Source organism: Streptomyces sp. NPDC058291 (assembly GCF_042880855.1).
Classification (GTDB): Bacteria; Actinomycetota; Actinomycetes; order Streptomycetales; family Streptomycetaceae; genus Streptomyces.
This window is the reverse complement of the sequence record NZ_JBHVYK010000050.1, coordinates 14,213-36,440: the sequence shown is the minus strand read 5'-3', so window position 1 is coordinate 36,440 and position 22,228 is coordinate 14,213. Positions and strand designations below refer to the sequence as shown.

21 protein-coding genes and 1 pseudogene are annotated in these 22,228 nt (G+C 72.6%); 11 read left to right on the top strand and 11 right to left on the bottom strand.

Annotation, left to right across the window (positions count from 1 at the left end; all coding sequences use genetic code 11):
- Window positions 1-93: 93 nt before the first annotated feature.
- Window positions 94-2,502 carry an MMPL family transporter gene (locus tag ACFVYK_RS23965; RefSeq protein WP_389777469.1) on the top strand — a complete coding sequence of 803 codons (2,409 nt, stop codon included), beginning with the start codon at window positions 94-96 and terminating at the stop codon, window positions 2,500-2,502.
- A 22-nt stretch (window positions 2,503-2,524) separates the two neighbouring features.
- Here ACFVYK_RS23965 and ACFVYK_RS23960 read toward each other — a convergent pair whose 3' ends face one another.
- The 10 genes from ACFVYK_RS23960 to ACFVYK_RS23915 all read right to left on the bottom strand — a co-directional run bounded on the left by ACFVYK_RS23960 (window position 2,525) and on the right by ACFVYK_RS23915 (window position 10,137).
- A complete protein-coding gene (locus ACFVYK_RS23960) occupies window positions 2,525-3,361 on the bottom strand; it encodes a TetR family transcriptional regulator (RefSeq protein WP_389777419.1) in 837 nt (278 codons plus the stop codon).
- Window positions 3,362-3,372: 11 nt separating this feature from the next.
- Window positions 3,373-3,900: a thiol-disulfide oxidoreductase DCC family protein gene (locus ACFVYK_RS23955; RefSeq protein ID WP_389777416.1), complete on the bottom strand. Its 528-nt coding sequence runs from the start codon at window positions 3,898-3,900 to the stop codon at window positions 3,373-3,375.
- Window positions 3,901-3,905: 5 nt separating this feature from the next.
- Entirely contained in the window at window positions 3,906-4,322 is a 417-nt protein-coding gene (locus tag ACFVYK_RS23950) for a hypothetical protein (RefSeq protein WP_389777413.1), read from the bottom strand.
- Between the two features lie 102 nt (window positions 4,323-4,424).
- Entirely contained in the window at window positions 4,425-4,832 is a 408-nt protein-coding gene (locus tag ACFVYK_RS23945; protein WP_389777410.1) for a VOC family protein, read from the bottom strand.
- Between the two features lie 274 nt (window positions 4,833-5,106).
- Entirely contained in the window at window positions 5,107-5,724 is a 618-nt protein-coding gene (locus tag ACFVYK_RS23940; protein ID WP_389777407.1) for a Uma2 family endonuclease, read from the bottom strand.
- A gap of 165 nt (window positions 5,725-5,889) precedes the next feature.
- Window positions 5,890-6,669, bottom strand: coding sequence for a succinate dehydrogenase iron-sulfur subunit (locus tag ACFVYK_RS23935; RefSeq protein ID WP_389777405.1), 780 nt, complete (start codon window positions 6,667-6,669; stop codon window positions 5,890-5,892).
- On the bottom strand, window positions 6,669-8,423 hold the full coding sequence (gene sdhA, locus ACFVYK_RS23930) for a succinate dehydrogenase flavoprotein subunit (RefSeq protein ID WP_389777402.1): 1,755 nt from the start codon (window positions 8,421-8,423) through the stop codon (window positions 6,669-6,671). Before sdhA ends, ACFVYK_RS23935 begins: the two co-directional genes overlap by 1 nt.
- A gap of 19 nt (window positions 8,424-8,442) precedes the next feature.
- The gene (locus ACFVYK_RS23925; protein ID WP_389777400.1) at window positions 8,443-8,925 is read right to left on the bottom strand and encodes a succinate dehydrogenase hydrophobic membrane anchor subunit; all 483 of its coding nucleotides are present in this window, start codon (window positions 8,923-8,925) and stop codon (window positions 8,443-8,445) included.
- Between the two features lie 5 nt (window positions 8,926-8,930).
- On the bottom strand, window positions 8,931-9,311 hold the full coding sequence (gene sdhC / locus ACFVYK_RS23920; protein WP_078504082.1) for a succinate dehydrogenase, cytochrome b556 subunit: 381 nt from the start codon (window positions 9,309-9,311) through the stop codon (window positions 8,931-8,933).
- Between the two features lie 271 nt (window positions 9,312-9,582).
- Entirely contained in the window at window positions 9,583-10,137 is a 555-nt protein-coding gene (locus tag ACFVYK_RS23915; protein WP_389777397.1) for a 2-oxo-4-hydroxy-4-carboxy-5-ureidoimidazoline decarboxylase, read from the bottom strand.
- Window positions 10,138-10,379: 242 nt separating this feature from the next.
- Here ACFVYK_RS23915 and ACFVYK_RS23910 point away from each other — a divergent pair, with 242 nt between their 5' ends.
- From ACFVYK_RS23910 to ACFVYK_RS23870, 9 genes and pseudogenes are all read left to right on the top strand, one after another.
- Window positions 10,380-11,996: a glycoside hydrolase family 20 protein gene (locus ACFVYK_RS23910; protein WP_389777467.1), complete on the top strand. Its 1,617-nt coding sequence runs from the start codon at window positions 10,380-10,382 to the stop codon at window positions 11,994-11,996.
- Between the two features lie 122 nt (window positions 11,997-12,118).
- On the top strand, window positions 12,119-12,673 hold the full coding sequence (locus ACFVYK_RS23905; RefSeq protein WP_389777394.1) for a hypothetical protein: 555 nt from the start codon (window positions 12,119-12,121) through the stop codon (window positions 12,671-12,673).
- A 445-nt stretch (window positions 12,674-13,118) separates the two neighbouring features.
- On the top strand, window positions 13,119-13,463 hold the full coding sequence (locus ACFVYK_RS23900) for a hypothetical protein (protein ID WP_389777392.1): 345 nt from the start codon (window positions 13,119-13,121) through the stop codon (window positions 13,461-13,463).
- 230 nt (window positions 13,464-13,693) lie between these two features.
- Complete coding sequence (locus tag ACFVYK_RS23895) at window positions 13,694-14,320, top strand: RNA polymerase sigma factor (protein WP_389777390.1); 627 nt, start codon at window positions 13,694-13,696, stop codon at window positions 14,318-14,320.
- Window positions 14,321-14,435: 115 nt separating this feature from the next.
- Entirely contained in the window at window positions 14,436-15,536 is a 1,101-nt protein-coding gene (locus ACFVYK_RS23890; RefSeq protein ID WP_389777388.1) for a hypothetical protein, read from the top strand.
- Window positions 15,537-15,700: 164 nt separating this feature from the next.
- Window positions 15,701-16,129 (top strand): annotated as a pseudogene (locus ACFVYK_RS23885) (ATP-binding protein); the annotation flags it as partial.
- A gap of 343 nt (window positions 16,130-16,472) precedes the next feature.
- Entirely contained in the window at window positions 16,473-17,132 is a 660-nt protein-coding gene (locus ACFVYK_RS23880) for an RNA polymerase sigma factor (protein WP_389777385.1), read from the top strand.
- Complete coding sequence (locus ACFVYK_RS23875) at window positions 17,132-18,247, top strand: hypothetical protein (RefSeq protein ID WP_389777383.1); 1,116 nt, start codon at window positions 17,132-17,134, stop codon at window positions 18,245-18,247. The genes ACFVYK_RS23880 and ACFVYK_RS23875 overlap by 1 nt, the downstream gene beginning before the upstream one ends.
- 370 nt (window positions 18,248-18,617) lie before the next feature.
- Complete coding sequence (locus ACFVYK_RS23870; RefSeq protein WP_389777380.1) at window positions 18,618-20,198, top strand: methylmalonyl-CoA mutase; 1,581 nt, start codon at window positions 18,618-18,620, stop codon at window positions 20,196-20,198.
- A gap of 80 nt (window positions 20,199-20,278) precedes the next feature.
- Here the strand turns inward: ACFVYK_RS23870 and ACFVYK_RS23865 are convergent, their stop codons facing one another.
- Entirely contained in the window at window positions 20,279-20,509 is a 231-nt protein-coding gene (locus tag ACFVYK_RS23865) for a hypothetical protein (protein WP_389777377.1), read from the bottom strand.
- Between the two features lie 211 nt (window positions 20,510-20,720).
- Between ACFVYK_RS23865 and ACFVYK_RS23860 the strand changes: the two genes are divergently transcribed.
- Window positions 20,721-21,950, top strand: coding sequence for an amidohydrolase (locus tag ACFVYK_RS23860; protein ID WP_389777465.1), 1,230 nt, complete (start codon window positions 20,721-20,723; stop codon window positions 21,948-21,950).
- Window positions 21,951-22,228: the final 278 nt, after the last annotated feature.

The following is a 22,228-nucleotide window of genomic DNA, read 5'->3' as shown; positions in this document are numbered from 1 at the left end:
TCACATGTCGCCGCGCGCCCCCCGCCGCCGATCCTGGTGCCCAGGACCTGGGGGACCCGTCGATCTGTGTGAGGAGTTGCGACCGTGGCGGCATTGGCTCGCTGGTGCTACCGGCATCGGCTGGTGGTCCTGTTGGTGTGGGTGGGGGCGCTGTTCGGCCTGGGATTCTCGGCCTCGACGGCGGGCACGGACTACGCGAACGTCTTCTCCCTCCCCGACACGGACTCCAAGAAGGCGTACGACCTGATGGAGAAGGCGTTCCCCGCGCGCGCGGGCGACACCGACACGGTCGTGTGGAAGGTCGACGAGGGCTCGGTCCGCGACCGGGACGTGCGGTCCCGGATCCAGCCCGCCCTCGACGACATCGCGAAGATGCCGGGCGTCGGCGGCGTCACCAGCCCCTACGCGGGGGCGGTCACGCAGGTCTCCGGCGACGGCCGGATCGCCTACGCCCAGATCACCTTCACCGAGCAGGCGAACGCGGTGCCCAAGGAGCTCGTCCAGGACGTCATGGACACCGCACAGGGCGCCGAACGCGGCGGTCTGGAGGTCGAGTTGGGGGGTCAGGCGATCCAGCGGGTGCAGGAGCCGCCCACCGGCCTCGCCGAGATGGTCGGCCTCGCGGCGGCCGCGGTCGTGCTGTTCCTCGCCTTCGGCTCCCTGTTCGCGATGCTGCTGCCGCTCGCCGTGGCGGTCTTCGGCGTCGGCATGGGCCTGTTCTCGACCCAGCTGCTCAGCCACGTCACCGACATCCCCGACCTGGCCCCGCTGCTCTCCTCCCTGATCGGCCTCGGCGTCGGCATCGACTACGCCCTGTTCATCGTCACCCGGCACCGCAAGGGCGTCCTGCGCGGCCTCGACCCCGAGGAGTCGGCGGTCACCGCCCTCAACACCTCCGGGCGGGCGGTGCTGTTCGCGGGCGGCACGGTGTGCATCGCGCTCGCCGGCATGCTGGTGACGAACCTGCGCTTCCTGGACGGCGTCGTCATCGGCACGTCCCTGACGGTGGTGCTGAGCGTCCTGGCCGCCACCACGCTGCTGCCCGCCCTGCTGGGCTTCCTCGGCGTGCGCGTGCTCAGCCGCAAGCAGCGCAAGCGTCTCACCGCGTCGGGCCCGGAGCCGGAGAAGGCGAGCACGCCCGCGGCCCGCTGGTCGGCGAGGGTGCAGCGCCGGCCCCGGACGATCGCCGCGATCGCGGTCGTCGTCATGGCCGTTCTCGCGCTCCCCGTGCTGTCGCTCCGCCTGGGCGCCACCGACCAGGGCAACGACGACGGCGCCACGACCACCCGGAAGGCCTACGACCTGCTCGCCGAGGGCTTCGGACCGGGCTTCAACGGCCCGCTCCAGGTCGTCGTGGACGGCGGCGACGCCACCGCGCTCGTCCAGGGCGTCAAGGGCGCCCCGGGCGTCGCCCAGGTGGCCGCGCTGCCGCCCGCGCACGGCGTCACCGTGATCCAGGTGGTCCCCACCACCTCACCGCAGTCGAAGGAGACGGACGCCCTCATCGACCGGCTGCGCGAGGACGTCGTCCCGCAGGCCGGGGTGACGGCGCACGTGGGCGGCGTCACCGCGGTCTCCAAGGACTTCGCGACGGTCACCGGGGACCGCCTGCCCCTGTTCATCGCCACCATCATCGGCCTGGGCTTCCTGCTCCTGCTGGTCGCCTTCCGCTCCCTGGTCGTGCCGCTGACGGCCGCGGTGATGAACCTGATCGCGGCGGCGGCCTCCTTCGGCGTCCTGGTCGCGATCTTCCAGTGGGGCTGGGGCCTGGACCTGCTCGGCCTCGGCAAGGAGGGCCCGATCAACGCCTTCCTGCCGGTCATCATGCTGTCCCTGCTCTTCGGCCTGTCGATGGACTACCAGGTCTTCCTGGTGAGCCGGATGCACGAGGAGTGGGTGCACACCCGGGACAACGCGCGAGCGGTCCGCGTGGGCCTGGCGGAGACCAGCCGGGTCATCAACTCCGCCGCCCTGATCATGGTCTGCGTGTTCCTCGCGTTCGTGCTCAGCGGCGACTCGGGCGCGGCGATGGCGGGCGTCGGTCTCGCGGCGGCCGTCGCCCTGGACGCGTTCATCCTGCGCACGGCCCTCGTCCCGGCCGCGATGCACCTGCTCGGCGACTCCAACTGGTGGCTGCCGCGATGGCTGGAGACGCGGCTGCCCCACCTGGCGGTGGAGCCGAAGGAGGACGAGCCGCGCGAGGCGCCCGCCACGGCCGACGGCGGCCCCGCCTCCGCCGTCCACGGCTTCGTGCGGGACGCGGCCGGCGACCCTGTCGAGGGGGCGACGATGACCCTCATGACGCAGGGCGGCCGGCGGCTGGACCGTGTGACCTCCCTCGCCGACGGCTCCTACATCCTCTCGGTACCCGGCCCGGGAACGTACCTGCTGTCGACGACCGCCTCCTCGTCGGCCGCCCACGCGCGGCGGCTGACGGTCACGACGGACCCCCTGGTCTTCGACGTCGAACTCACCCAGGACGAACTGGACAGCGTGAACTGAGCGGCGACGGGGCCGCCGCGGTCTACACCCCGGCGGCCTCGTCGCCCCCGTCGCCCCATTCCTCGTCCTGCCCGGCCTCGCCCTCGGCGGCCCCCTTCTTCGGGGTCCTCCCGGCGGGGTCCGGCAGGGCGTTGGTCATGCCGGGGAGGAAGTCCGTGAACAGCTCATGCACCTCGAGGACGAGCGGACGCAGCACCCGGAACCGGGCCAGCGCCACACCCCGCGCGGTCAGCCGCGCTCCCCGGCCGGCCAGCCGGTAGCTGCGCTCGCGCCCCTCCGTGCGGTCGTAGATCCAGTACATGACGAGGCCCATCTGCGAGAGCCACATCAACTCGGGGAGGACCTCGCGCAGTTCCGCCGGCACCTTCGCCTTCGACCCCGCGAGCACCTCCCGGTGGACGGCGATGGCCTGCACGCGCGCGGGCTCCGACTCCGCGGAGAACGGGCTGAGCGGGCTGTCGGGGTCGGCGGCGTTCTTGAAGAACTGGACGGCGAACTCGTGGTACGGCCTCGCCACGTCCAGCCAGGTCCGCAGCACCCCCGCCAGCCGGGCCTCCAGGCTCGTCTCCCGCGCCAGGATGTCCCGCACGGCCTCCCGGTGCTCCGCGGCCAGCCGGTCGTAGAAGCCCTGGATCAGGTGCTCCTTGCCGGCGAAGTAGTAGTACGCGTTGCCGACCGACACCCCCGCCTCCTGGGCGATGGCCCGCATCGTCGTCCGGTCGTAGCCGCGTTCCTGGAACAACCGCATCGCGGTCTCCAGGATCAGCGCGCGCGTCTGCTCGGACTTGGACGCCGGAGCGCCCTCGGAGGGCTGGGGCGGGGGAGCGGCCTCGGCGGGACCGTCGTTGTCAGCGGGCACGGAACGAGAGCCTAGTCAGTGCGGCAGTGGCCGTCTGCACAGGTGGGCGGGTGGTGGGTCCAGCCGTCGAACGGGTCGTACGTCCACCCGTCGCCGCGGCGGTAGACGCCCCCGCCCCAGCCGGCGCCGCGCCGGCGACCCTGCCGCCACCTGGCGGCGGAGAGCACGGCGGCCCGCGCGACCTTCGCCCCGGCGGGAGTGCACAGCCGGTGGGACAACGGGCGGTGCTCGCGCAGCGCCCACAGGGTGACGATCCAGGCGGCGGCGCCCTGGTAGACCTGGCCGGCGTCGCCGACGACGGTGATCTCGTCGAGGGTGGCGCGATGGTCGAGGCCGGGGTAGCGGGCGCACGCCTCGGCGGAGCCCGCCGGCACGAACTCCAGCGGCACCAACTGCGGCTGTCCGCGCAGCCAGTCGCTCAGGAACCCGCACAGCGGGCACTCGGCGTCATGGAGGACGGTGAGCCGGCGGACCGGGACGCGGCGGGCGTCCCGGTCGGCGGTGGCCTGTGCGGCCGGTGCGGCCTCAGGGGCCGTCATGGTGTTCACGCCCCGGTCGCGGGCGCCGACGGAGCGGTCCAGCCCTGCGGGGCGACCGGCGGCACCTGCTCGCGCTCCATGATCCCGCGCCGCCGGATCCGGTTCAGCACGTAGACGTTGGCCAGGTGCATCGCCCCGAGCACCAGCAGCACCACGCCCAGCTTCGTCGACAGGGCCTCGAAGACGCCTCGGACGTCCTCGACGGTGTCGTCGCCGCTCAGGTAGAGGGCGACGAAGCCGAGGTTGACGAGGTAGAAGCCGACCACCAGAAGGTGGTTGACGGCGTCGGCGAGCTTCTCGTTCCCCTGGAGCACGTCGGCGAGGAAGACCCGCCCGTTGCGGCTGAGGGTCCTGGCCACCCAGATCGTCAGGCCGATGCTGACGATCAGGTAGATGACGTAGGCGATGACCGTGCGGTCCATGTTCCCCACCTTTATCTTGAACGCGTTCAAAACGCTGTCGAGGTTGACTGTAGCGCTGTTTTTGAACACGTTCAACACTGCGTCGGGACGGAGCCGCGGCCCCTAACGCCGGCCCAGCTCGGGCCGCTTGGAGTAGTCCGTGAAGCCCAGGACGTTCCCCCAGGGGTCGGCGATCTCGACGGTCCATCCGGTGGCCACGGCGAACGGCGGGTCGAGCGGGGGGATGCCGGCCTCGGCCAGCCGACCGGCCGTCGCCCGCGCGTCCGCCACCTCCAGCCATACGCGCGTGGCCGGCCACGGCGGCGGACGGCGCCCGAGGGCCTCCTCCCGCCGCAGCAGGACGCCGGGGGTCTCGCCCCCGACCTTCAGCGACGCGATCCCGCCCTCGTCGAACCGGAACGCCACAGTGAACCCGGCCCGCTCGTAGAACCCCACGGCCTCGCCGAGATCCCCGACCGGCAGCAGCACGTTGTCGAACCCGAGCAGGTCGTACGACTGATCGTCTGACATGCAGTCAGATTAAGTACGGAGGCGCGGACGGCTGCCAGGACCTGACCGGGGGGTCACCCGGCCGGAGGACGGGCCGCGCGCGACAGCCGCCGCTGGGTCGCAGGCGACCCGGAGGACTGCCCGCGCCGCCGGCTCGGCCCCGACCCGCAGTGGTACACGTCGTGGTGACGGGGGGTCAGTCGCTCGCCCTCGGCCGGCCCGCCGCGAGGATCTCGGCTGCGCTCAGAGTGACCTCGGCGCGGACCCGGAGTGGTACATGTCGTGGTGACCCGGCTCAGTCGCTCTTCTTCGGGCGGCCCGCCGCGAGGATCTCGGCGGCCTCCAGCGTGACCTTGGCCCCGATGACGTCGGGCAGCGTGACGGACTGGCCGGGCGCGTAGAACTGGTGGTTGTCGTAACCGCCCACGACCGGCTCGGTGAGGACGTGGACGCGCTGGTGCCTACGGTCGACGATGACGTAGACGGGCACCTTCGCCTGGGCGTACGCGGCGACCTTCGTCCTGAGGTCGTCCTTCCGGTTCCCCGAGGTCACTTCCAGGACCAGACGGAAGCAGCCGGGGTCGTACGCGTTGTTCTCCACGAAGTGGTCGTCGATGTCGGCGTCGACGATCACGAGGTCGGGAATGGCATAGTCCTCCGCGCCCGTCGGCAGCCACAGCCCGACGTTCTGCAGGACCTCGGTCTCCGTGCCGTGCAACCCAGCAGCGATGAAGGGAATCATGAGCTGGGTCAGGGCGCGGGCGTGCGGGGCGTCCGGTGACGGTGTCACGAGGAGGTGGCCTCCGATGATCTCGACGCGGTAGCCCGGATGACGCTCCATGATCTCGTCGGCGATGGCCGTCAGCGAGAACGGCTCGTCGGCGTAGGGCTGCTCGACGGATGCAGCGGACATCGCGTGCCTCCTCGGGGCTGGTGTCGAGACCATCATCGTAGGCCGGGCACCACGCCGGTGTCCTTCTTGATCACGTCCACCCGATCGTGGCGCCGGCACGCCGAAGGGCCCCGCCCCGGCGTGAACCGGGAGACGAGGCCCTCGACGACGTGCCGGAGAAAGGCGTCAGAAGCGGCGCGTGATCAGCGCCCGCTTCACCTCCTGGATCGCCTTGGTGACCTCGATGCCACGCGGGCAGGCGTCCGTGCAGTTGAACGTCGTGCGGCAGCGCCAGACGCCGTCCTTGTCGTTCAGGATCTCCAGCCGCTGCTCGCCCGCCTCGTCACGCGAGTCGAAGATGAAGCGGTGGGCGTTGACGATCGCCGCCGGGCCGAAGTACTGCCCGTCGTTCCAGAACACCGGGCAGGACGACGTGCAGGCCGCGCACAGGATGCACTTCGTGGTGTCGTCGAACCGCTCGCGGTCCTCCGCGGTCTGGAAGCGCTCGCGCGTCGGCTCGTTGGTGTCCTTCGTGATCAGGAAGGGCATCACGTCGCGGTAGGCCTGGAAGAACGGCTCCATGTCGACGACCAGGTCCTTCAGGACCGTCAGGCCCTTGATGGCCTCGACCGTGATCGGCTTCTCGGGGTTGATGTCCTTGATCAGCGTCTTGCACGCCAGACGGTTCTTGCCGTTGATCCGCATCGCGTCCGAACCGCAGATGCCGTGGGCACAGGAGCGGCGGAACGTGAGGGTGCCGTCGACGTCCCACTTGATCTTGTGGAGGGCGTCCAGGACGCGCTCCTTCGGGTCGATCTCCAGCTGGAAGTCTTCCCAGACCGCCTCGGCCGAGACCTCGGGGTTGAAGCGGCGCACGCGGAGGGTGACCGTGATGTACGGGGAGTCGGCGAAGCCGGGCTCGGGGGCGCCGGCCGCGTCCGCCTTGTCGAGGGTCGGGGTTGCCATCAGTACTTACGCTCCATCGGCTGGTAGCGGGTCTGGACGACCGGCTTGTAGTCGAGACGGACCGTCTCGGTGCCGTCGTCGCCCACCTCGCGGTACGCCATGGTGTGGCGCATGAAGTTGACGTCGTCGCGGTTGGGGTAGTCCTCGCGGTAGTGACCGCCGCGGGACTCCTTGCGGGCCAGCGCGGAGATCGCCATGACCTCGGCCAGGTCCAGGAGGTTGCCCAGCTCGACGGCCTCCAGCAGGTCCGTGTTGAACCGCTTGCCCTTGTCCTGGATCGACACGTTCCGGTAGCGCTCGCGCAGCTCGGCGATCTTCTCGACCGCCGTCTTGATCGTCTGCTCCGTGCGGAACACCATGACGTTCGCGTCCATGGTCTCCTGCAGCTCGCGGCGCAGGACCGACACGCGCTCGGTGCCCGTCGACGCCCGCAGCCGCTCCACCTGGGAGACGACCAGCTCGGCCGGGTTCTCCGGCAGCTCGACGAAGTCCGCCTTCTGGCTGTACTCGGCGGCGGCGATGCCCGCCCGGCGGCCGAACACGTTGATGTCCAGCAGCGAGTTCGTGCCCAGACGGTTGGCGCCGTGCACCGACACGCAGGCGACCTCGCCGGCCGCGTACAGGCCCGGGACGACCGTGGTGTTGTCGCTCAGGACCTCGCCCTCGACGTTCGTCGGGATGCCGCCCATCGCGTAGTGCGCGGTGGGCTGGATCGGGATCGGGTCCGTGTACGGCTCGATGCCGAGGTAGGTCCGCGCGAACTCGGTGATGTCCGGGAGCTTCGCGTCCAGCTGCTCCGGCGGGAGGTGCGTGAGGTCCAGGTAGACGTGGTCGCCCTCGGGACCGCAGCCGCGGCCCTCGCGGATCTCCGTGTAGATGGACCGGGACACGACGTCGCGGGACGCCAGGTCCTTCATGACCGGCGCGTACTTCTCCATGAAGCGCTCGCCGTCCTTGTTGCGCAGGATGCCGCCCTCACCGCGGGCGCCCTCCGTCAGCAGGATGCCCATGCGCCAGATGCCGGTCGGGTGGAACTGGAAGAACTCCATGTCCTCCAGCGGCAGCCCGCGCCGGTACACGGCCGCCTGGCCGTCACCGGTCAGGGTGTGCGCGTTCGACGTCACCTTGAAGAACTTGCCGCAGCCGCCGGAGGCGTAGATCACGGCCTTCGCCTGGAAGACGTGGATCTCGCCGGTGGCCAGCTCGTACGCGACGACGCCCGCCGACCGCTTGACGCCGTCGACCTCGGTGATCAGCTGGTCGAGGACGTAGAACTCGTTGTAGAACTCCACGCCCTCCTTCACGCAGTTCTGGTACAGCGTCTGCAGGATCATGTGACCGGTGCGGTCGGCCGCGTAGCAGGACCGGCGGACCGGGGCCTCGCCGTGGTTGCGGCTGTGACCGCCGAAGCGGCGCTGGTCGATCGTGCCGTCGGGCGTCCGGTTGAACGGCAGGCCCATCTTCTCCAGGTCGAGGACGGAGTCGATGGCCTCCTTCGCCAGGATCTCGGCGGCGTCCTGGTCGACCAGGTAGTCACCGCCCTTGACCGTGTCGAAGGTGTGCCACTCCCAGTTGTCCTCCTCCACGTTGGCGAGCGCGGCGGCCATGCCGCCCTGCGCGGCGCCCGTGTGGGAGCGGGTGGGGTAGAGCTTGGTCAGCACGGCGGTGCGGCTGCGCTTCGTCGACTCGATGGCGGCGCGCATACCGGCGCCGCCGGCGCCGACGATGACGGTGTCGTACTTGTGGATCTTCATGATTCTCGCAACCCCGTGCCTAGCGGATGTTCGGGTCGAAGGTGAAGATCACCAGCGTGCCCAGCAGGATGGTGAACACCGTGGCGGTGTAGAGCAGGCCCTTCAGCCAGAGCCGGGTGTTCGCGCGCTCCGCGTAGTCGTTGACGACCGTGCGCAGACCGTTCGCGCCGTGCAGCATCGCGAGCCACAGCATCAGCAGGTCCCAGACCTGCCAGAACGGGGAGGCCCAGCGGCCGGCCACGAAGGCGAAGCCGATCTTGGAGACGCCGCCGTCCAGGACGAGCTGGATCAGCAGGTGCCCCAGGACCAGGACGACCAGCACGACGCCGGACAGGCGCATGAACAGCCAGGCGCCCATCTCGAAGTTGCCCCGGGTGGACTTCGGGGTCTTCCTCGTGCGCTGGCGCGGGGCCTCGATGACGGGCGCCGGGTTGTCGACGCTGTAGAGCGGGCCGCCCTCGACGGGGCCGACGCCGGCTGCGGTGGATTCAGTGGTGGCCATCGGTGTCAGCTCCCGAACAGTTCACGAGCGGCGTGGCCGAGGACGGGGTAGATCGCCCCGAGCATCAGCACCAGCCACAGGCCGACGACGCTCCAGAGCATCTGCTTCTGGTAGCGCGGGCCCTTCGACCAGAAGTCGACGGCGATGACGCGCAGACCGTTGAGCGCGTGGAAGAGGATGGCGGCGACGAGGCCGTACTCCAGCAACGCGACGATCGGGGTCTTGTAGGTGGCTACGACCTTGTCGTAGTCCTCGGGGGAGACACGCACGAGCGCGGTGTCGAGCACGTGGACGAACAGGAAGAAGAAGATGAGGACGCCGGTGACTCGATGAGCCACCCAGGACCACATTCCTTCCCGGCCGCGGTACAGCGTTCCAGCCGGCACGGAAGAACCCTCCGGGAGCGGGGATCAGGGCCTGCCGGCTTCGGCGTCGGACGGGCCCGGCCGGGTACGGTCCACCGGCCCCCAGCATCGTAGCGATGCGTCGGCGCCGGGCTTACGCCGGGCCTACCGGTGTGATCAAAGTGGCACGCGGATGGGTGAGCGTCCCCGGCTCCCGGGGCGGGTTGTGCGGGCATGTGCCCCGGGCTGTGGCGTTATGCGCCCTCTGCGGATCCGTCGTGCCCGGCCGCGCCGTGCGGCCGTGTCGCCCGGGTCAGAGCCCCGCGCCCCGGAAGCGGCTCGCCAGACGTGCCTTCCCGAGGCGGCGAAGCTCCTCCGCCGCGACCACCCGTTCGTCCTCCGGATCGTTCGCCAATCGTGACCGGATGCCCTGCAGGACGTGGTCCAGGCGCTCGTCCGGCGGGACGGCCGCCAGGCAGATGACGAAGGCGTGGCCGAAGCGCGCCTCGTAGGCCGCGTGCGCCGCGCTCAGCGCCGTGTGGGCCGCGCCGTACGCGTCCTCCGGCAGGGCGGGGAGGGCCTCCGCGGCCAGCGCCTCCGCCAGATCGCCCGACGTCAGGTCGTACGCGGCCTCGTCCGACGCGGCCAGCAGGGCGTCCAGCGTCGGGTAGGGGCGGTGGTCGGCGACGCGACGGGCCCAGCTGAGACTGCGCAGGCAGGCGAGGAGGGTGCGGTGCGCCTCGTCGACGGGGGCGGTGTTGAAGCCGTCGAGCAGGGGCACGCGTGAGGTCCGGGTCTGCGCCGGTATGGCGAGGCAGCCGGAGAGCGGGGAGGGAGGGTGCGCAGGCAGCGTGGATCCTCGCGTCACGTGTGATGTGGCAGGGGATGCCGTGAAAGATGTGTCGCTACGTTATCGAGAGCGGTCAGGACGTGTCCGACGGACGCTCGAACTTCACTCGAACGAGAGAGTTTCCGAACGTGTCGTAGACCCCGTCGCGCGGTCTCGACGCGCCTCCCCGGGGTGAGGGTCGTACGGTGGGCGGGGTGAGCAGGCACAGGCATCGGCGTCCGACGCCGAACGGGAAGCCACAGCGCGGGCCGCAGCGGACGGTGGCGCTGCGGGCGCTGACGGCGGGCGGACTGGTGGCCGCGCTGGGCGTCGGACTGGGCGTGTGGGCCTCGTCGGGGCAGGACTCCGGCACGTCGGCCGGGTCGGCCGCCTCCCGGCAGGCCGCCGGCACCTCGGCCGGCGACTCCGCCGCCGTACCGCCGCCGGCCGCCCCGACGCCCAGCCGCTCGTACGCCCTGTCCACCGTCCCCCGGACCATCCCCGCCGTCCGCGCGCACACCCCGGCCCGCGGCCCCGGCTGGCGTCCCGCCTCCACCCGCCGGGTCGTGGTGAGCGACGCCGCCCTCGCCGACGAGGGGCGGCTGATCGCCGGCGAGCTGGGACTGACGTACGCCGGCCGCAAGAACGACGTGCGCGCCGGGGACCTGCGGCTGGCTCTCAACGACGACGAGGGCGCGAACCCGCAGTCGTACACCATGACCGTGCGCGGCGGGCGGGTCACCATCAGCGGGCCCTCCGACGCCGGCGTCTTCTACGGGACCCGCACCCTCAAGCAGGAGGTGCACGGCGGCCGAACCGCGCCGGAGGGCGTCGTGCGCGACCAGCCGGCCAAGCCGCAACGCGGGTTCACGCTGGACATCGCGCGCAAGTACTTCAGCCCCGGCTGGATCGAGGACCGGGTGCGCGAGCTCGGCGACCTCAAGTACAACCAGCTCGGCCTGCACTTCTCCGACGACCAGTCCTTCCGGATCCAGTCCGACACCCACCCGGAGATCGTCGCCCGCCAGCACCTAACCAAGGCCCAGGTGAAGAAGATCGTCGACCTCGCGGCGAGCCGGCACATCACCGTCGTGCCGGAGATCGACTCGCCCGGCCACCTGGGCGCCGTCCTCGCCGCCCACCCCGAGCTGCAGTTGCGCAACGCGGGCGGAGCGGCCACCCGCGGCGCGATCGACATCTCCAGGGACGACTCCGCGAACCTCCTCGACGACCTGCTGGACGAGTACGCCGGCGTCTTCCCCGGCGCCTACTGGCATCTCGGCGGCGACGAGTACCAGGCGCTGACGGTGTCCGACCCGGCCGCCTCCTACCCCCAGCTCGCCGCCGCCGCGAAGGCCCGGTACGGCTCCGGCGCGGGCGTGGCCGACCTGACCACCGGCTGGCTCAACGACCGCGCCGACACCGTCCGCGCCCACGACCGGACCCTGCGGGCGTGGAACGACGGCTTCTTCCGCGGCACGTCGGTCAAGCCGGCCTCCGACCTCGTGGTCGCGTACTGGACGGGCAAGGAGATCGGGGCCCGCCCGCCCGTGGAGTACCTGAGCGCGGGGCGCAAGATGCTCAACTACAACGACGAGTACCTCTACTACGTCCTCGGCGAGCCCAACGACTTCGCCTACCCGACCGGGCGGCGCATCTACGAACAGTGGACCCCGCGGGTGCTGCGCGGCACGACGCCGGTGCCCGCGAAGTACGACGCCCAGATCCTCGGCGGCTCCTTCTCGGTCTGGTGCGACCTCGCGAACTCCCAGACACAGGACCAGATCGCGGCCGGCATCCGCATGCCGCTGCGGGCGACCTCGCAGAAGCTGTGGGACGCCGGGACACCCGAGCTGTCCTGGACGCAGTTCACGGCACTGGCGAACAGGCTCGGCTGAGCACCTCCCCGGACGACTCGCACGTGGCCGAAACCAACCGCCTGTGACACTCCTGGCCCGTCGCACGCAGTAAGGGGAACTGCGGGCTCCGTAAGGTAGGCGCCCTGGCGAGGGAGGCGTGGATGAGCCTGGTGGAACTGATCGCTCAGGCCGACGAGCGCGGACTGGCCGCCAGCGGGCTGGCTTGTTTGGATCGCTGCATACCCCTGCTGGGGGGTGACGACGAGATCCTGCGCCCCCTGTGGGGCAATCTCACGGAGGACTCCGACGCCGCCGACTGGGGCGAGCTGGTGGGGCGGGCGCGCGACAAGCTCGGCGCCGCTCCGGAAGAGGGCGACGAGGCCGGACTCCTCGCCCACCGGATGCTGGCCGCCGCCCCGGACGACCGCAGCGCCGCGGGTGTGCGGGTGTGGGCCGACGCCTGCTCCGTCGCCTCGCTCCAGATCCATCGCCTCCTCGACCCGACGACGGACGGCGTCCCGGTCGACTCCCGCCGCGAGGGCCGCACCGAGGGCATGTCGCCCCTCGTCGCCGCAGAACTGCGCCGCCAGGTCACCGTCCTGGAGGTCCTCGCCGGCCACGGCGCGAGCGGCCTGCGCCGCGCGCTGGAGGTGTCCACGGAGGGCCGCCGGGTACTGCGCGCGGTGGTGTCCCGGCGGGCCCGTGGACGTACGTGAGCGCGGTGCGGGGGACCTGGGGCGGTCCTGCGCCGGTTACGGGAAGACGCCGGATCCGAGTGACGCGACCGGCGGCGGCCCCGCTCTACGAAGTGTGACGCGTAGGACGACCGACCACACCGACCGGACCGGCCACACCGACCGGACCGAGCAAACCCACCGGACCGGCCACACGGACGGGACCGGCCACACCGACCGGACCGAACAAACCCACCGGACCGGCCGCACGGACGGGACCGGCCACACCGACCGGACCGAGCAAACCCACCGGACTGGCTACACCGACGAAACCGGTCGGCTCGACGGGATCGACCGGGCCGATGGGATCGACCGGGCCGATGGGATCGACCGGGCCGATGGGACCGATGGGACCGATCGGGCCGATGGCCGCGATCGGAGGGATCCGCCCGAGCGGCCCGCCCGCCCCTCCGCCGCCGCAAGACCCGTGCGGTGGGCGGCCGAGGCGGTGGCCGCCGTGCCCGAGGGCATGCGCCCGCAGCTCGACCGCTCGGCGCAGAGCCTGTGGCGCGTCGACCGCCTGATCGAGGACCTGCGGCGCGAGAGCCCGCCGTACGCGGCCGTGGAGGGCGTCCTGCGCGGGCTCGGCGCGTACGCCGGCGAGGTGATCGTCCGGCAGACCGGCGCCGAGTGGTGGGCCACCGGGGGTGACCACTGGATCCGCACCCCCGACGGCCGCCTCTGGGACCCCCTGGACGAGGCCCGCCGCTGCTTCGCCGGCCACGGCTCGCTGCGGTTGCTGTGCCGGGACGCGATGCGGGGGCGGCGGTGACCGCGGGCTGACGGGAGCTCCGATGGGACGGTCGTGACGAACGAGGCCTCCCGGGGCTCGTGACGTCCCGGCTCCGTCCTGCCGGGTACAGCGGGCCGCGGCGCGACCGCGCGCTGTGACACTTCCGTGCGGTCCGGCGCTGATGACCGTGGGGGCGCGGTCGCATCCGGACCGGTGTTCGGCGGGGGAGCCGCGTGCCCGCACCGAACTCCGTACGAACGAGGAAAGTCTTGGGCCAGGGAGGGGAACCCCGGCGCGCGCACGCCTGCGACGGGGAACTGGGGGCGGCCGTGGCGCGGGCCCAGGACGGGGACGAGGCGGCGTTCGCCGTGGCGTACCGGATCGTCCAACCCGGACTGCTCGGCTATCTGCGCGGGATCGTCGGCGACGAAGCGGAGGACGTGGCCTCGGACGCCTGGCTGGAGATCGCCCGGGACCTGGGGCGGTTCCGCGGCGACGGGGCCGGGTTCCGGGGCTGGACGGCGACCATCGCCCGGCACCGGGCCCTCGACCACCTGCGCCGGCTGCGGGTGCGGCCGCGCTCGGCGGCGCTGGAACAGGACGCCGTCCTCGACCTGCCCGGGCCGCAAAGCACCCATGACCTGGCGCTGGAGTCCCTCTCCACCGCGCAGGCCATGGAACTGCTGCGCGGGCTGCCGCGGGACCAGGCGGAGGCCGTGCTGCTGCGGGTCGTCATCGGACTGGACGGCCCGGCCGCGGCCCGGGTGCTCGGCAAGCGGCCCGGCGCCGTGCGCACGGCCGCGCACCGGGGACTGAAGCGACTGGCCGGTCAGCTGGGCGTCGCGGCCGGGGGTGTGACGGATGGCGGGTCCGCGACGCTGGGGGAGTCGGCGTGAACGCCGGCGTCCACGAGCCGTATGGATCACCGAGTGATCGGTGCGCGGCCGGTGGACCGGCGGCGACGAACGGGCCGAAACGGACATCGGGGACGGGACAGAGGCGGGAACGGACATGGGTGAACGGCTGAACGACGGCGCGGGCCACAGCCGTCGGCGCGCACGCCCTGACGACGCCCTCGCCGGCCCGCCGGAGCTGGAGGCGCTGCTCGCCCGGGCCCTGTGCGCGCCGGACGACCGCCTGCACGAGGGCGGTGAGGGCGAGCGGCGGGCCGTCGCCGCCTTCCGTGCCGCCCGTGCCGCCCGGGACGCCCGGGACGCCCGTGCCGCCCGTGCCGCGGGGGCCGCGGGGGCCGCCGGGGCCGCGGGGGCCGCCGGGGCCGCGCGGACGCACCGGCTCAGCAACCGGCGCCGGGACGACTGGCGGCCCCGGGCCCGTCGGCACACCGCCCGCTCGCTGCGGGTCACGCTCTGCGCGCTGATCGCCGGTCTCGCGCTGGGCGGCGCGGCGTTCGCCGCGATCGGCTCCGGCACGGACGGCGACGGCGACGGCGGGGTCGCGGTCGGGATCCGCGGTGGCGACGACGGTGACCGGGGCCGGCCGCGGCCGTCGGCGGGGGCGGCCACGGATCCGCCCGGGGCGCTCGTCGGCCCGTCCGCCACGGGCGACGACGACCGGGACCGTCCCGCGCGGCCCGAGGACGCCGAGGCCCGCTGCCGCGCCTACGAGAAGGTCCGGGGACGGCGTGACGCCCTGGACTCCACCGCCTGGAAGCGGCTGGTGACGGCGGCGGGCGGCGAGCAGAACGTCGAGGCGTACTGCGATGGGGCCGACGGCCCGGGCAAGGCCGGCAAGAGCGCCCTTGCCCGGAAGACCGGGAAGACCGGGAAGACGGGCGAGAGCAACCAGACCAGTCAGGCCGGGAAGGCCGGGAAGACGGGCGAGAGCAGCCAGACCAGTCAGGCCGGTAAGGCCGGCAAGAGCGGTAAGAGCGGTAAGAGCGATAAGGCCGGCACGGGCGAGGAAACGGACGGGGGCGGCAGGTCCATCCAGCCGGACGCGTCCGCGCAACCCGGCAGGTCGGCCGAACCCGAGACCTTCGAGACCTCCGAGACGCCCGAGAAGCCCGGGAAGCCGTCCGCCCAGCCGAAGGCGGAGGCGAAGGGCGTCGGGGTCGGGGTCGGGGCCGGGGCCGGGGGCGGGGAAGAGGGATGACCGTGGCGGCCAAGGCAACGGCCGAGGCCGCCACCCCTGGCCTGGCAGCAGCACGAAGGGTCTCTGCAACAGCTCTACGACGAGCGCCGGCGGGGTGCCCGGCCCGGTGCCGGGCCGGGTCCGCGGCTGATCCTGTGCGGCTCAGCGATGAGCGTCATGCATGAACCTTCAACTCCAAGATCTTCGGGCCGCACTTCGAGGACCTGGCCCGCGACTTCACCCGTCGTCATGCCCACACCCTGTTGCCCGGTGGGCTGCCCGGCCCCATCGGCACCACCGAGGTCGCCGACCCGGCCGCCCGGACCAAGCACGAGGTCGATGTCATCGCCCTGGCCGCCGGCGAGCGCCCGCAGGCTCCCCGCGCGAGGATCGCGCTCCTGGGCGGGGCCAAGGCGACCGCCGCCCGCCGCGGGACCGGTGACCTGGAGCGCCTGGAACGTATCCGTACGCTCCTCGCGGACCAGGGGTACGACACCGCTGCCACCACGTTGGCCCTGTACTCATTGCAGGGCTTCCAGCCCGACCTGGTTGAACTGGCGCACGGTCGTGGCGACGTCCTCCTGGTCGATCTGCCCACCCTCTACAGCGGCTGACAAGGGCGGCCCCCAGACCTTCGTCAACGGCCGCACAAAGCAGCAGTCAGAGCGGGGAGTCCGCGACAACGGCCGGAGCCGCCACCCCCCACAGGAGAGGCCCCGGCCGTCGCGCGGTACGGGCCGCGCGGCGGCCCGTACTCCCTACAGCGCCGTGAGTGCGATTTCTGTCACACCCCGAGCACGTCCACTGCGTCACGAGTTAGTTGCATGTTCTACGGACATGGACGTGCGGCTGTTTCAGGTCGTAACGTGCCTTTCGCGCCGGACGGCCAAGCGGCAGACCACCGCACACGACCTGCGGTCCTCAGAAACCGCGCACCATCGACCGAGGAACCACGACGTGGGGGACGACGCGGAGCTGACAGCCGCGGTGCTCGCGGCACAGGACGGGGACGAGAGCGCGTTCCGCACCGTGTACCGCGCGGTGCACCCGCGGCTCCTCGGGTACGTGCGCACGCTGGTCGGCGATCTCGACGCCGAGGACGTGACCTCCGAGGCCTGGCTGCAGGTCGCCCGGGACCTGGACCGCTTCAGCGGCGACGCGGACCGCTTCCGCGGCTGGGCCGCCCGGATCGCGCGCAACCGGGCCCTGGACCACATACGCATGCGCGGCCGGCGCCCGGCGACGGTCGCCGACGAGACCGAGCTGACCGGCCGGGCCGCCGAGTCCGACACCGCGGGTGAGGCCATGGAGGCGCTGGCCACCGGCCGCGCCCTCGGCCTCATCGCCCGGCTGCCGCAGGACCAGGCCGAGGCCGTCGTCCTGCGTGTGGTGATGGGCCTGGACGCCAAGACGGCCGCCGAGACGCTCGGCAAACGGCCCGGCGCGGTCCGCACGGCCGCGCACCGCGGCCTGAAGAGGCTGGCGGAACTGCTCGGGGACGATCCGGAGTCGGCCGGGGCGCTCGACGCGCTGCCGCCTCAACGAGGGCCGCGTTCACGCGCGGTGACGTCGGCGGGTGTGACGCATGTGCGCACGCGGACGCAGAAGGACATGTGATGGCCGACGAGCAGGACAGGTGGCTGGACCGCGAAACGGCGGAGCGTCTGCTGCGCGGTGAGTCACCCGACAACGCTGTCGACGGCACGGCCCGGGACGAGGCCGAGCGGCTCGCCCGGACCCTGCGCGCACTGTCCGCGCTGTCCGCGCCGGCCCCGCAGCCCCCGCGCGACGACGAGGAGCTGCCCGGCGAGGCCGCGGCCCTGGCCGCCTTCCGCAAGGCGCACGCGGACCGCACGGACCTCGCGCGGCCCGAGACGTTCGCCGCCGGCGCCGGGGCGGACGCCGGCCTGGTGCGCATCGGCGGTCCGGTCCGGGACTCCGGCCGCCCGCCCCGCTGGAGCCGCCCCGCGCGGCTGGGGCTGGCGGCGGCGCTGGCCGTCGGGATGGTCGGCGGGGTCGCGGTGGCGAGCGGGACGGGCGTCCTGCCGACCCCGTTCGGCCGCGCGGAGCCGGGCCGCCCGGTGACCTCCGTCTCCACCCCGGCGTCCCCGGACCGCGCGCTCGCCCCGTCGTCCGCGGACGCCTCGGACCGTCCCGTCCCCGGCGGCCCGGCCGGGACGACGACACCCGGGGACGACGGGATCTCCGGCGGCTCGGCCGCCGGAGGCGGCACGGCGAGCGAGGGCGCCTCGGCGGCCCCGGGCCCTCGCGCGGCGTGGCCGCCCGCCGCGGCCGCGTCCTGCCGTGAGCTGAACGCGGGCAAGACCCTGGACTCCGAGCACCGGCGCGCCCTGGAGCACCGCGCGGGCGGTTCGAAGCGCGTGGCGGCGTACTGCGCCGGCGTTCTCGACGGCGCCGGCGGGAGCGCCCGCGGCGAGGACCGCGGCACGGGCAAGGGGCGCGGCACGGGCAGGGACGCCAAGGGCGGGGACACCGCGAAGGGGCGGGGCGACCGAGGGAGCCAGGGCGGGGCGAGCGGCTCGGGCGGCGCGTCCGGCCGGGGCGACGCCGACGACGATCGCGACGGCGGCCACGGACGCCAGGGCGTCTCCCCTGGCGGCAGGAGCGGCAACGGCGGGAAGGCCGGGAACGGCGGGAATTCCGGGAACGGGAAGGGCGCAGGCGGCGGTGGCCGCGGCCACCACGACGGCCGCCGTCACCATGGCCACTGACGTCGCTCGCTTCACTGACGTCACTGACGCCTCTCTGTCATAGACGCCGCTGACCTGCGGTTTTCCCAGTCCTCGAAATTTTTCGGCGCGAGGTGTGACGTTTTCCGCTGGTGGAACGCAGTAACAAGTGAGCCGACTGGTCATCGGCCCTTGCACTGAGCCGGGGTTCCCCCCGTACCTTCGGCTCGTGCGCCTGGCGCGGGCGGGACACGTTCCCCCGGTCCCGTCCGCGCCCCTGAAGCCTTTGAACGTCTCCGGGCGCGCCCCGCGCTCTCCTGCATGGTGAGGACCGGCGTCTGCGGCCATCCTGTGAGGAAGGTCCCAGCGCGGAGACACCAGCGGGGAGACACCGGCGGGAGGCATCGCACCCATGGCGCGTGAGTCGGAGTCCGGACTGCCCATCGAGCCCGTCTACGGCCCGCAGGATCTGGCCGGCTGGGATCCTTCCGAGAAGCTGGGCGAGCCCGGCGGCTACCCCTTCACCCGGGGCGTGTACCCGTCGATGTACACCGGCCGCCCCTGGACCATGCGCCAGTACGCGGGCTTCGGCACCGCGGCGGAGTCCAACGCCCGCTACCGGCAGCTCATCGCCCACGGCACGACGGGCCTGTCGGTCGCCTTCGACCTGCCCACCCAGATGGGCCACGACTCCGACGCCCCGATCGCCCACGGCGAGGTCGGCAAGGTGGGCGTGGCCGTCGACTCGGTCGAGGACATGCGGGTGCTGTTCGGCGGGATACCGCTGGACGAGGTCTCGACGTCGATGACGATCAACGCGCCCGCGGCGCTGCTCCTGCTGATGTACCAACTGGTCGGCGAGGAACAGGGCGTCCCGGCGGCGCGGCTCGCCGGCACGGTCCAGAACGACGTCCTCAAGGAGTACATCGCGCGCGGGACGTACATCTTCCCGCCGAAGCCCTCGCTGCGGCTGACCGCCGACGTCTTCCGGTACTGCAGGGCCGAGATGCCGAAGTGGAACACCATCTCGATCTCCGGCTACCACATGGCGGAGGCGGGGGCCTCGCCCGCGCAGGAGATCGCCTTCACCCTGGCGGACGGCGTCGAGTACGTGCGGACGGCGGTGGCGGCGGGGATGGACGTGGACGACTTCGCGCCCCGGCTCTCCTTCTTCTTCGTGGCCCGCACGACGATCCTCGAAGAGGTCGCCAAGTTCCGCGCCGCGCGCCGGATCTGGGCCCGGGTGATGAGGGAGGAGTTCGGCGCGCGCAACCCGAAGTCGCTGATGCTGCGCTTCCACACACAGACGGCGGGCGTCCAGCTGACGGCCCAGCAGCCCGAGGTGAACCTGGTCCGGGTCGCGGTCCAGGGCCTGGCCGCGGTCCTGGGCGGCACCCAGTCCCTGCACACCAACTCCTTCGACGAGGCGATCGCGCTGCCGACCGACAAGAGCGCGCGCCTCGCCCTGCGCACCCAGCAGGTGCTGGCCTACGAGACGGACGTGACGGCGACCGTCGACCCCTTCGCGGGCTCCTACGTCGTCGAGAAGATGACCGACGACGTCGAGGCGGCGGCCGTGGGGCTGATGAGGAGGGTCGAGGACCTCGGCGGGGCGGTGGCGGCCATCGAGCACGGCTTCCAGAAGAGCGAGATCGAGCACAACGCCTACCGCATCGCCCAGGAGACCGACTCCGGCGAGCGGGTCGTGGTCGGCGTCAACCGTTTCCGCCTCGACGCCGAGGAGCCCTACGAGCCGCTCCGGGTCGACCCGGCCATCGAGGCCCGGCAGGCCGAACGGCTCGCCGGTCTGCGGGCCGGGCGCGACCGGCGGGCGGTGGACGCGGCCCTGGACGCCCTGAAGAAGGCCGCGGAGGGCGAGGACAACGTCCTGTACCCGATGAAGGACGCGCTGCGCGCCCGGGCGACGGTGGGCGAGGTGTGCGACGCCCTCCGAGGGGTCTGGGGGACGTACGTGCCGTCGGACACGTTCTGAGCCCGACGGCGGCCGCCCCTGGCCCCCAACAGATGGAGGGCCACCGGCCAGGTTTCCCTGGCGAGGTCCTGTGTTGGTCCCTAGCGCGGCCCGCGGCGGGCGCGGTACCCGGCCGTCCCCGCCTCCGTCTCGCCCGCCCAGCCCACATAGCCGTCCGGGCGGACCAGGAAGACCCCGTCGTCCAGCGTGCGTCGTCGCCGGGATCGCCGCGCGCCACGGGGTCGGATGGACCGGGGCCCGCACGTGGCGGTTCGGCGGCCGGGCGCGCTCCGGCGGGACCCGGCGCCGCCGGAAGATCGATCCCGGAACATGGACAGATCCGGCGTGCCTCGAGTGGTCCGTGGTATCCGTGAAGGGAGGAAGAAGTGTGGGAGCCGACCGGAAATCGGCGGAGTTTACCCATCTCCCACAGCAGCCATGCGCCGCGCGGCCGACTTTTCTTCGCCTGACGGGTTGAAGTTTTGTTGATCGTAGGTCGGTCGACCGCTTCGGCGTCCTACCCTTCAGAGGGTGAAGCAACTGATGTCCCGAGAGTCCGAGGCCGATCCCTCAGGGGAAGACACCCTCCCCGGCGTCCTGCCGGAGGCGCTGCGCGCAGAGCTCGTGGCCTTCCGCCGCGACCTGCACATGCACCCTGAGCTGGGAAACCAGGAGTTCCGTACGACGGCCGCGATCAAGGCCCGCCTGGAGAAGGCGGGGCTCGCACCACGCGTGCTCGCCGTCGGGACCGGCCTCATCTGCGACATCGGGACCGTGGGCGCGGCCGACGGCGTGCCCGTCCTCGCCCTGCGCGCCGACATCGACGCGCTCCCCATCCCGGACACCAAGGCCGAGTGCGCCTACCGGTCCACCGTCCCCGACCGCGCGCACGCCTGCGGCCACGACGTCCACACCACCGTCGTCCTGGGCGCCGGACTCGTCCTGGCCGACCTGCACCGCCAGGGCCGGCTCCCGCGACCCGTGCGGCTGATCTTCCAGCCCGCCGAGGAGGTGCTGCCCGGCGGCGCCGCCGACGCCATCGCGGACGGCGCGCTGAAGGGCGTCGGCCGGATCATCGCCGTGCACTGCGACCCCCGGGTCGACGCGGGCCGGATCGGTCTGCGCGAGGGCGCCATCACCTCCGCCTGCGACCGGCTGGAGATCTCCCTGGACGGGCCCGGCGGCCACACCGCCCGACCCCACCTCACCACCGACCTGGTCACGGCGGCCGCCCGCGTGGTCACCGACGTGCCCGCGCTGGTCGGACGACGGGTCGACACCCGGGCCGGGCTCGCGGTCACCTGGGGCCGGATCGAGAGCGGCCACGCCCCCAACGTGATCCCCCAGCACGCCGAGCTGTCCGGCACCGTCCGCTGCCTGGACCTCGACGCCTGGCGGCAGGCCCCGGACATCGTCGTCGCCGCCATCGACGAGGTCGCCAACCTGCACCGCGCCAAGTCCGAGATCAACTACGTGCGGGGCGTCCCGCCGGTCGTCAACGACGCCGACGTCACGGGCCTGCTGCGCGACGCCATGATCGCCCGGCGCGGCGAGACGGCCGTCGAGGCCACCGAGCAGAGCCTGGGCGGCGAGGACTTCTCCTGGTACCTGGAGCGGGTGCCCGGCGCGATGGCCCGCCTCGGCGTGCGCCCGCCCGGCGAGCGGACGGTGCGCGACCTGCACCAGGGCGACTTCGACGCGGACGAGTCGGCGATCACCGCCGGCGTGGAGCTCTTCACCGCGGCGGCCCTGCTGGACGCGGCCGGCAGGTGAGCCATGGGCGGCGCAAGGGTCCGTGAGGGCCGTTGCGCCGTCTGGCGCAACACTGTTGTAAGCCATTCGTCCCCGGTTCGAAATCAACGGCGCGAAGCTGTAAGGGACCGAGTTCAGACGGTGTTCGCCTCGAATCGATAACGGCGTCGCGAGGGGTGTTTTTCTGACATCTACGCGCGTTACGATGCCGCGAAGCCGACGCCGCCAAGGCGTCCTGGCTCGAGCACTGGCATGGTGCTCACATCAAGCGCCTACGAGGCGCTCAGGTCAGGTGAAGG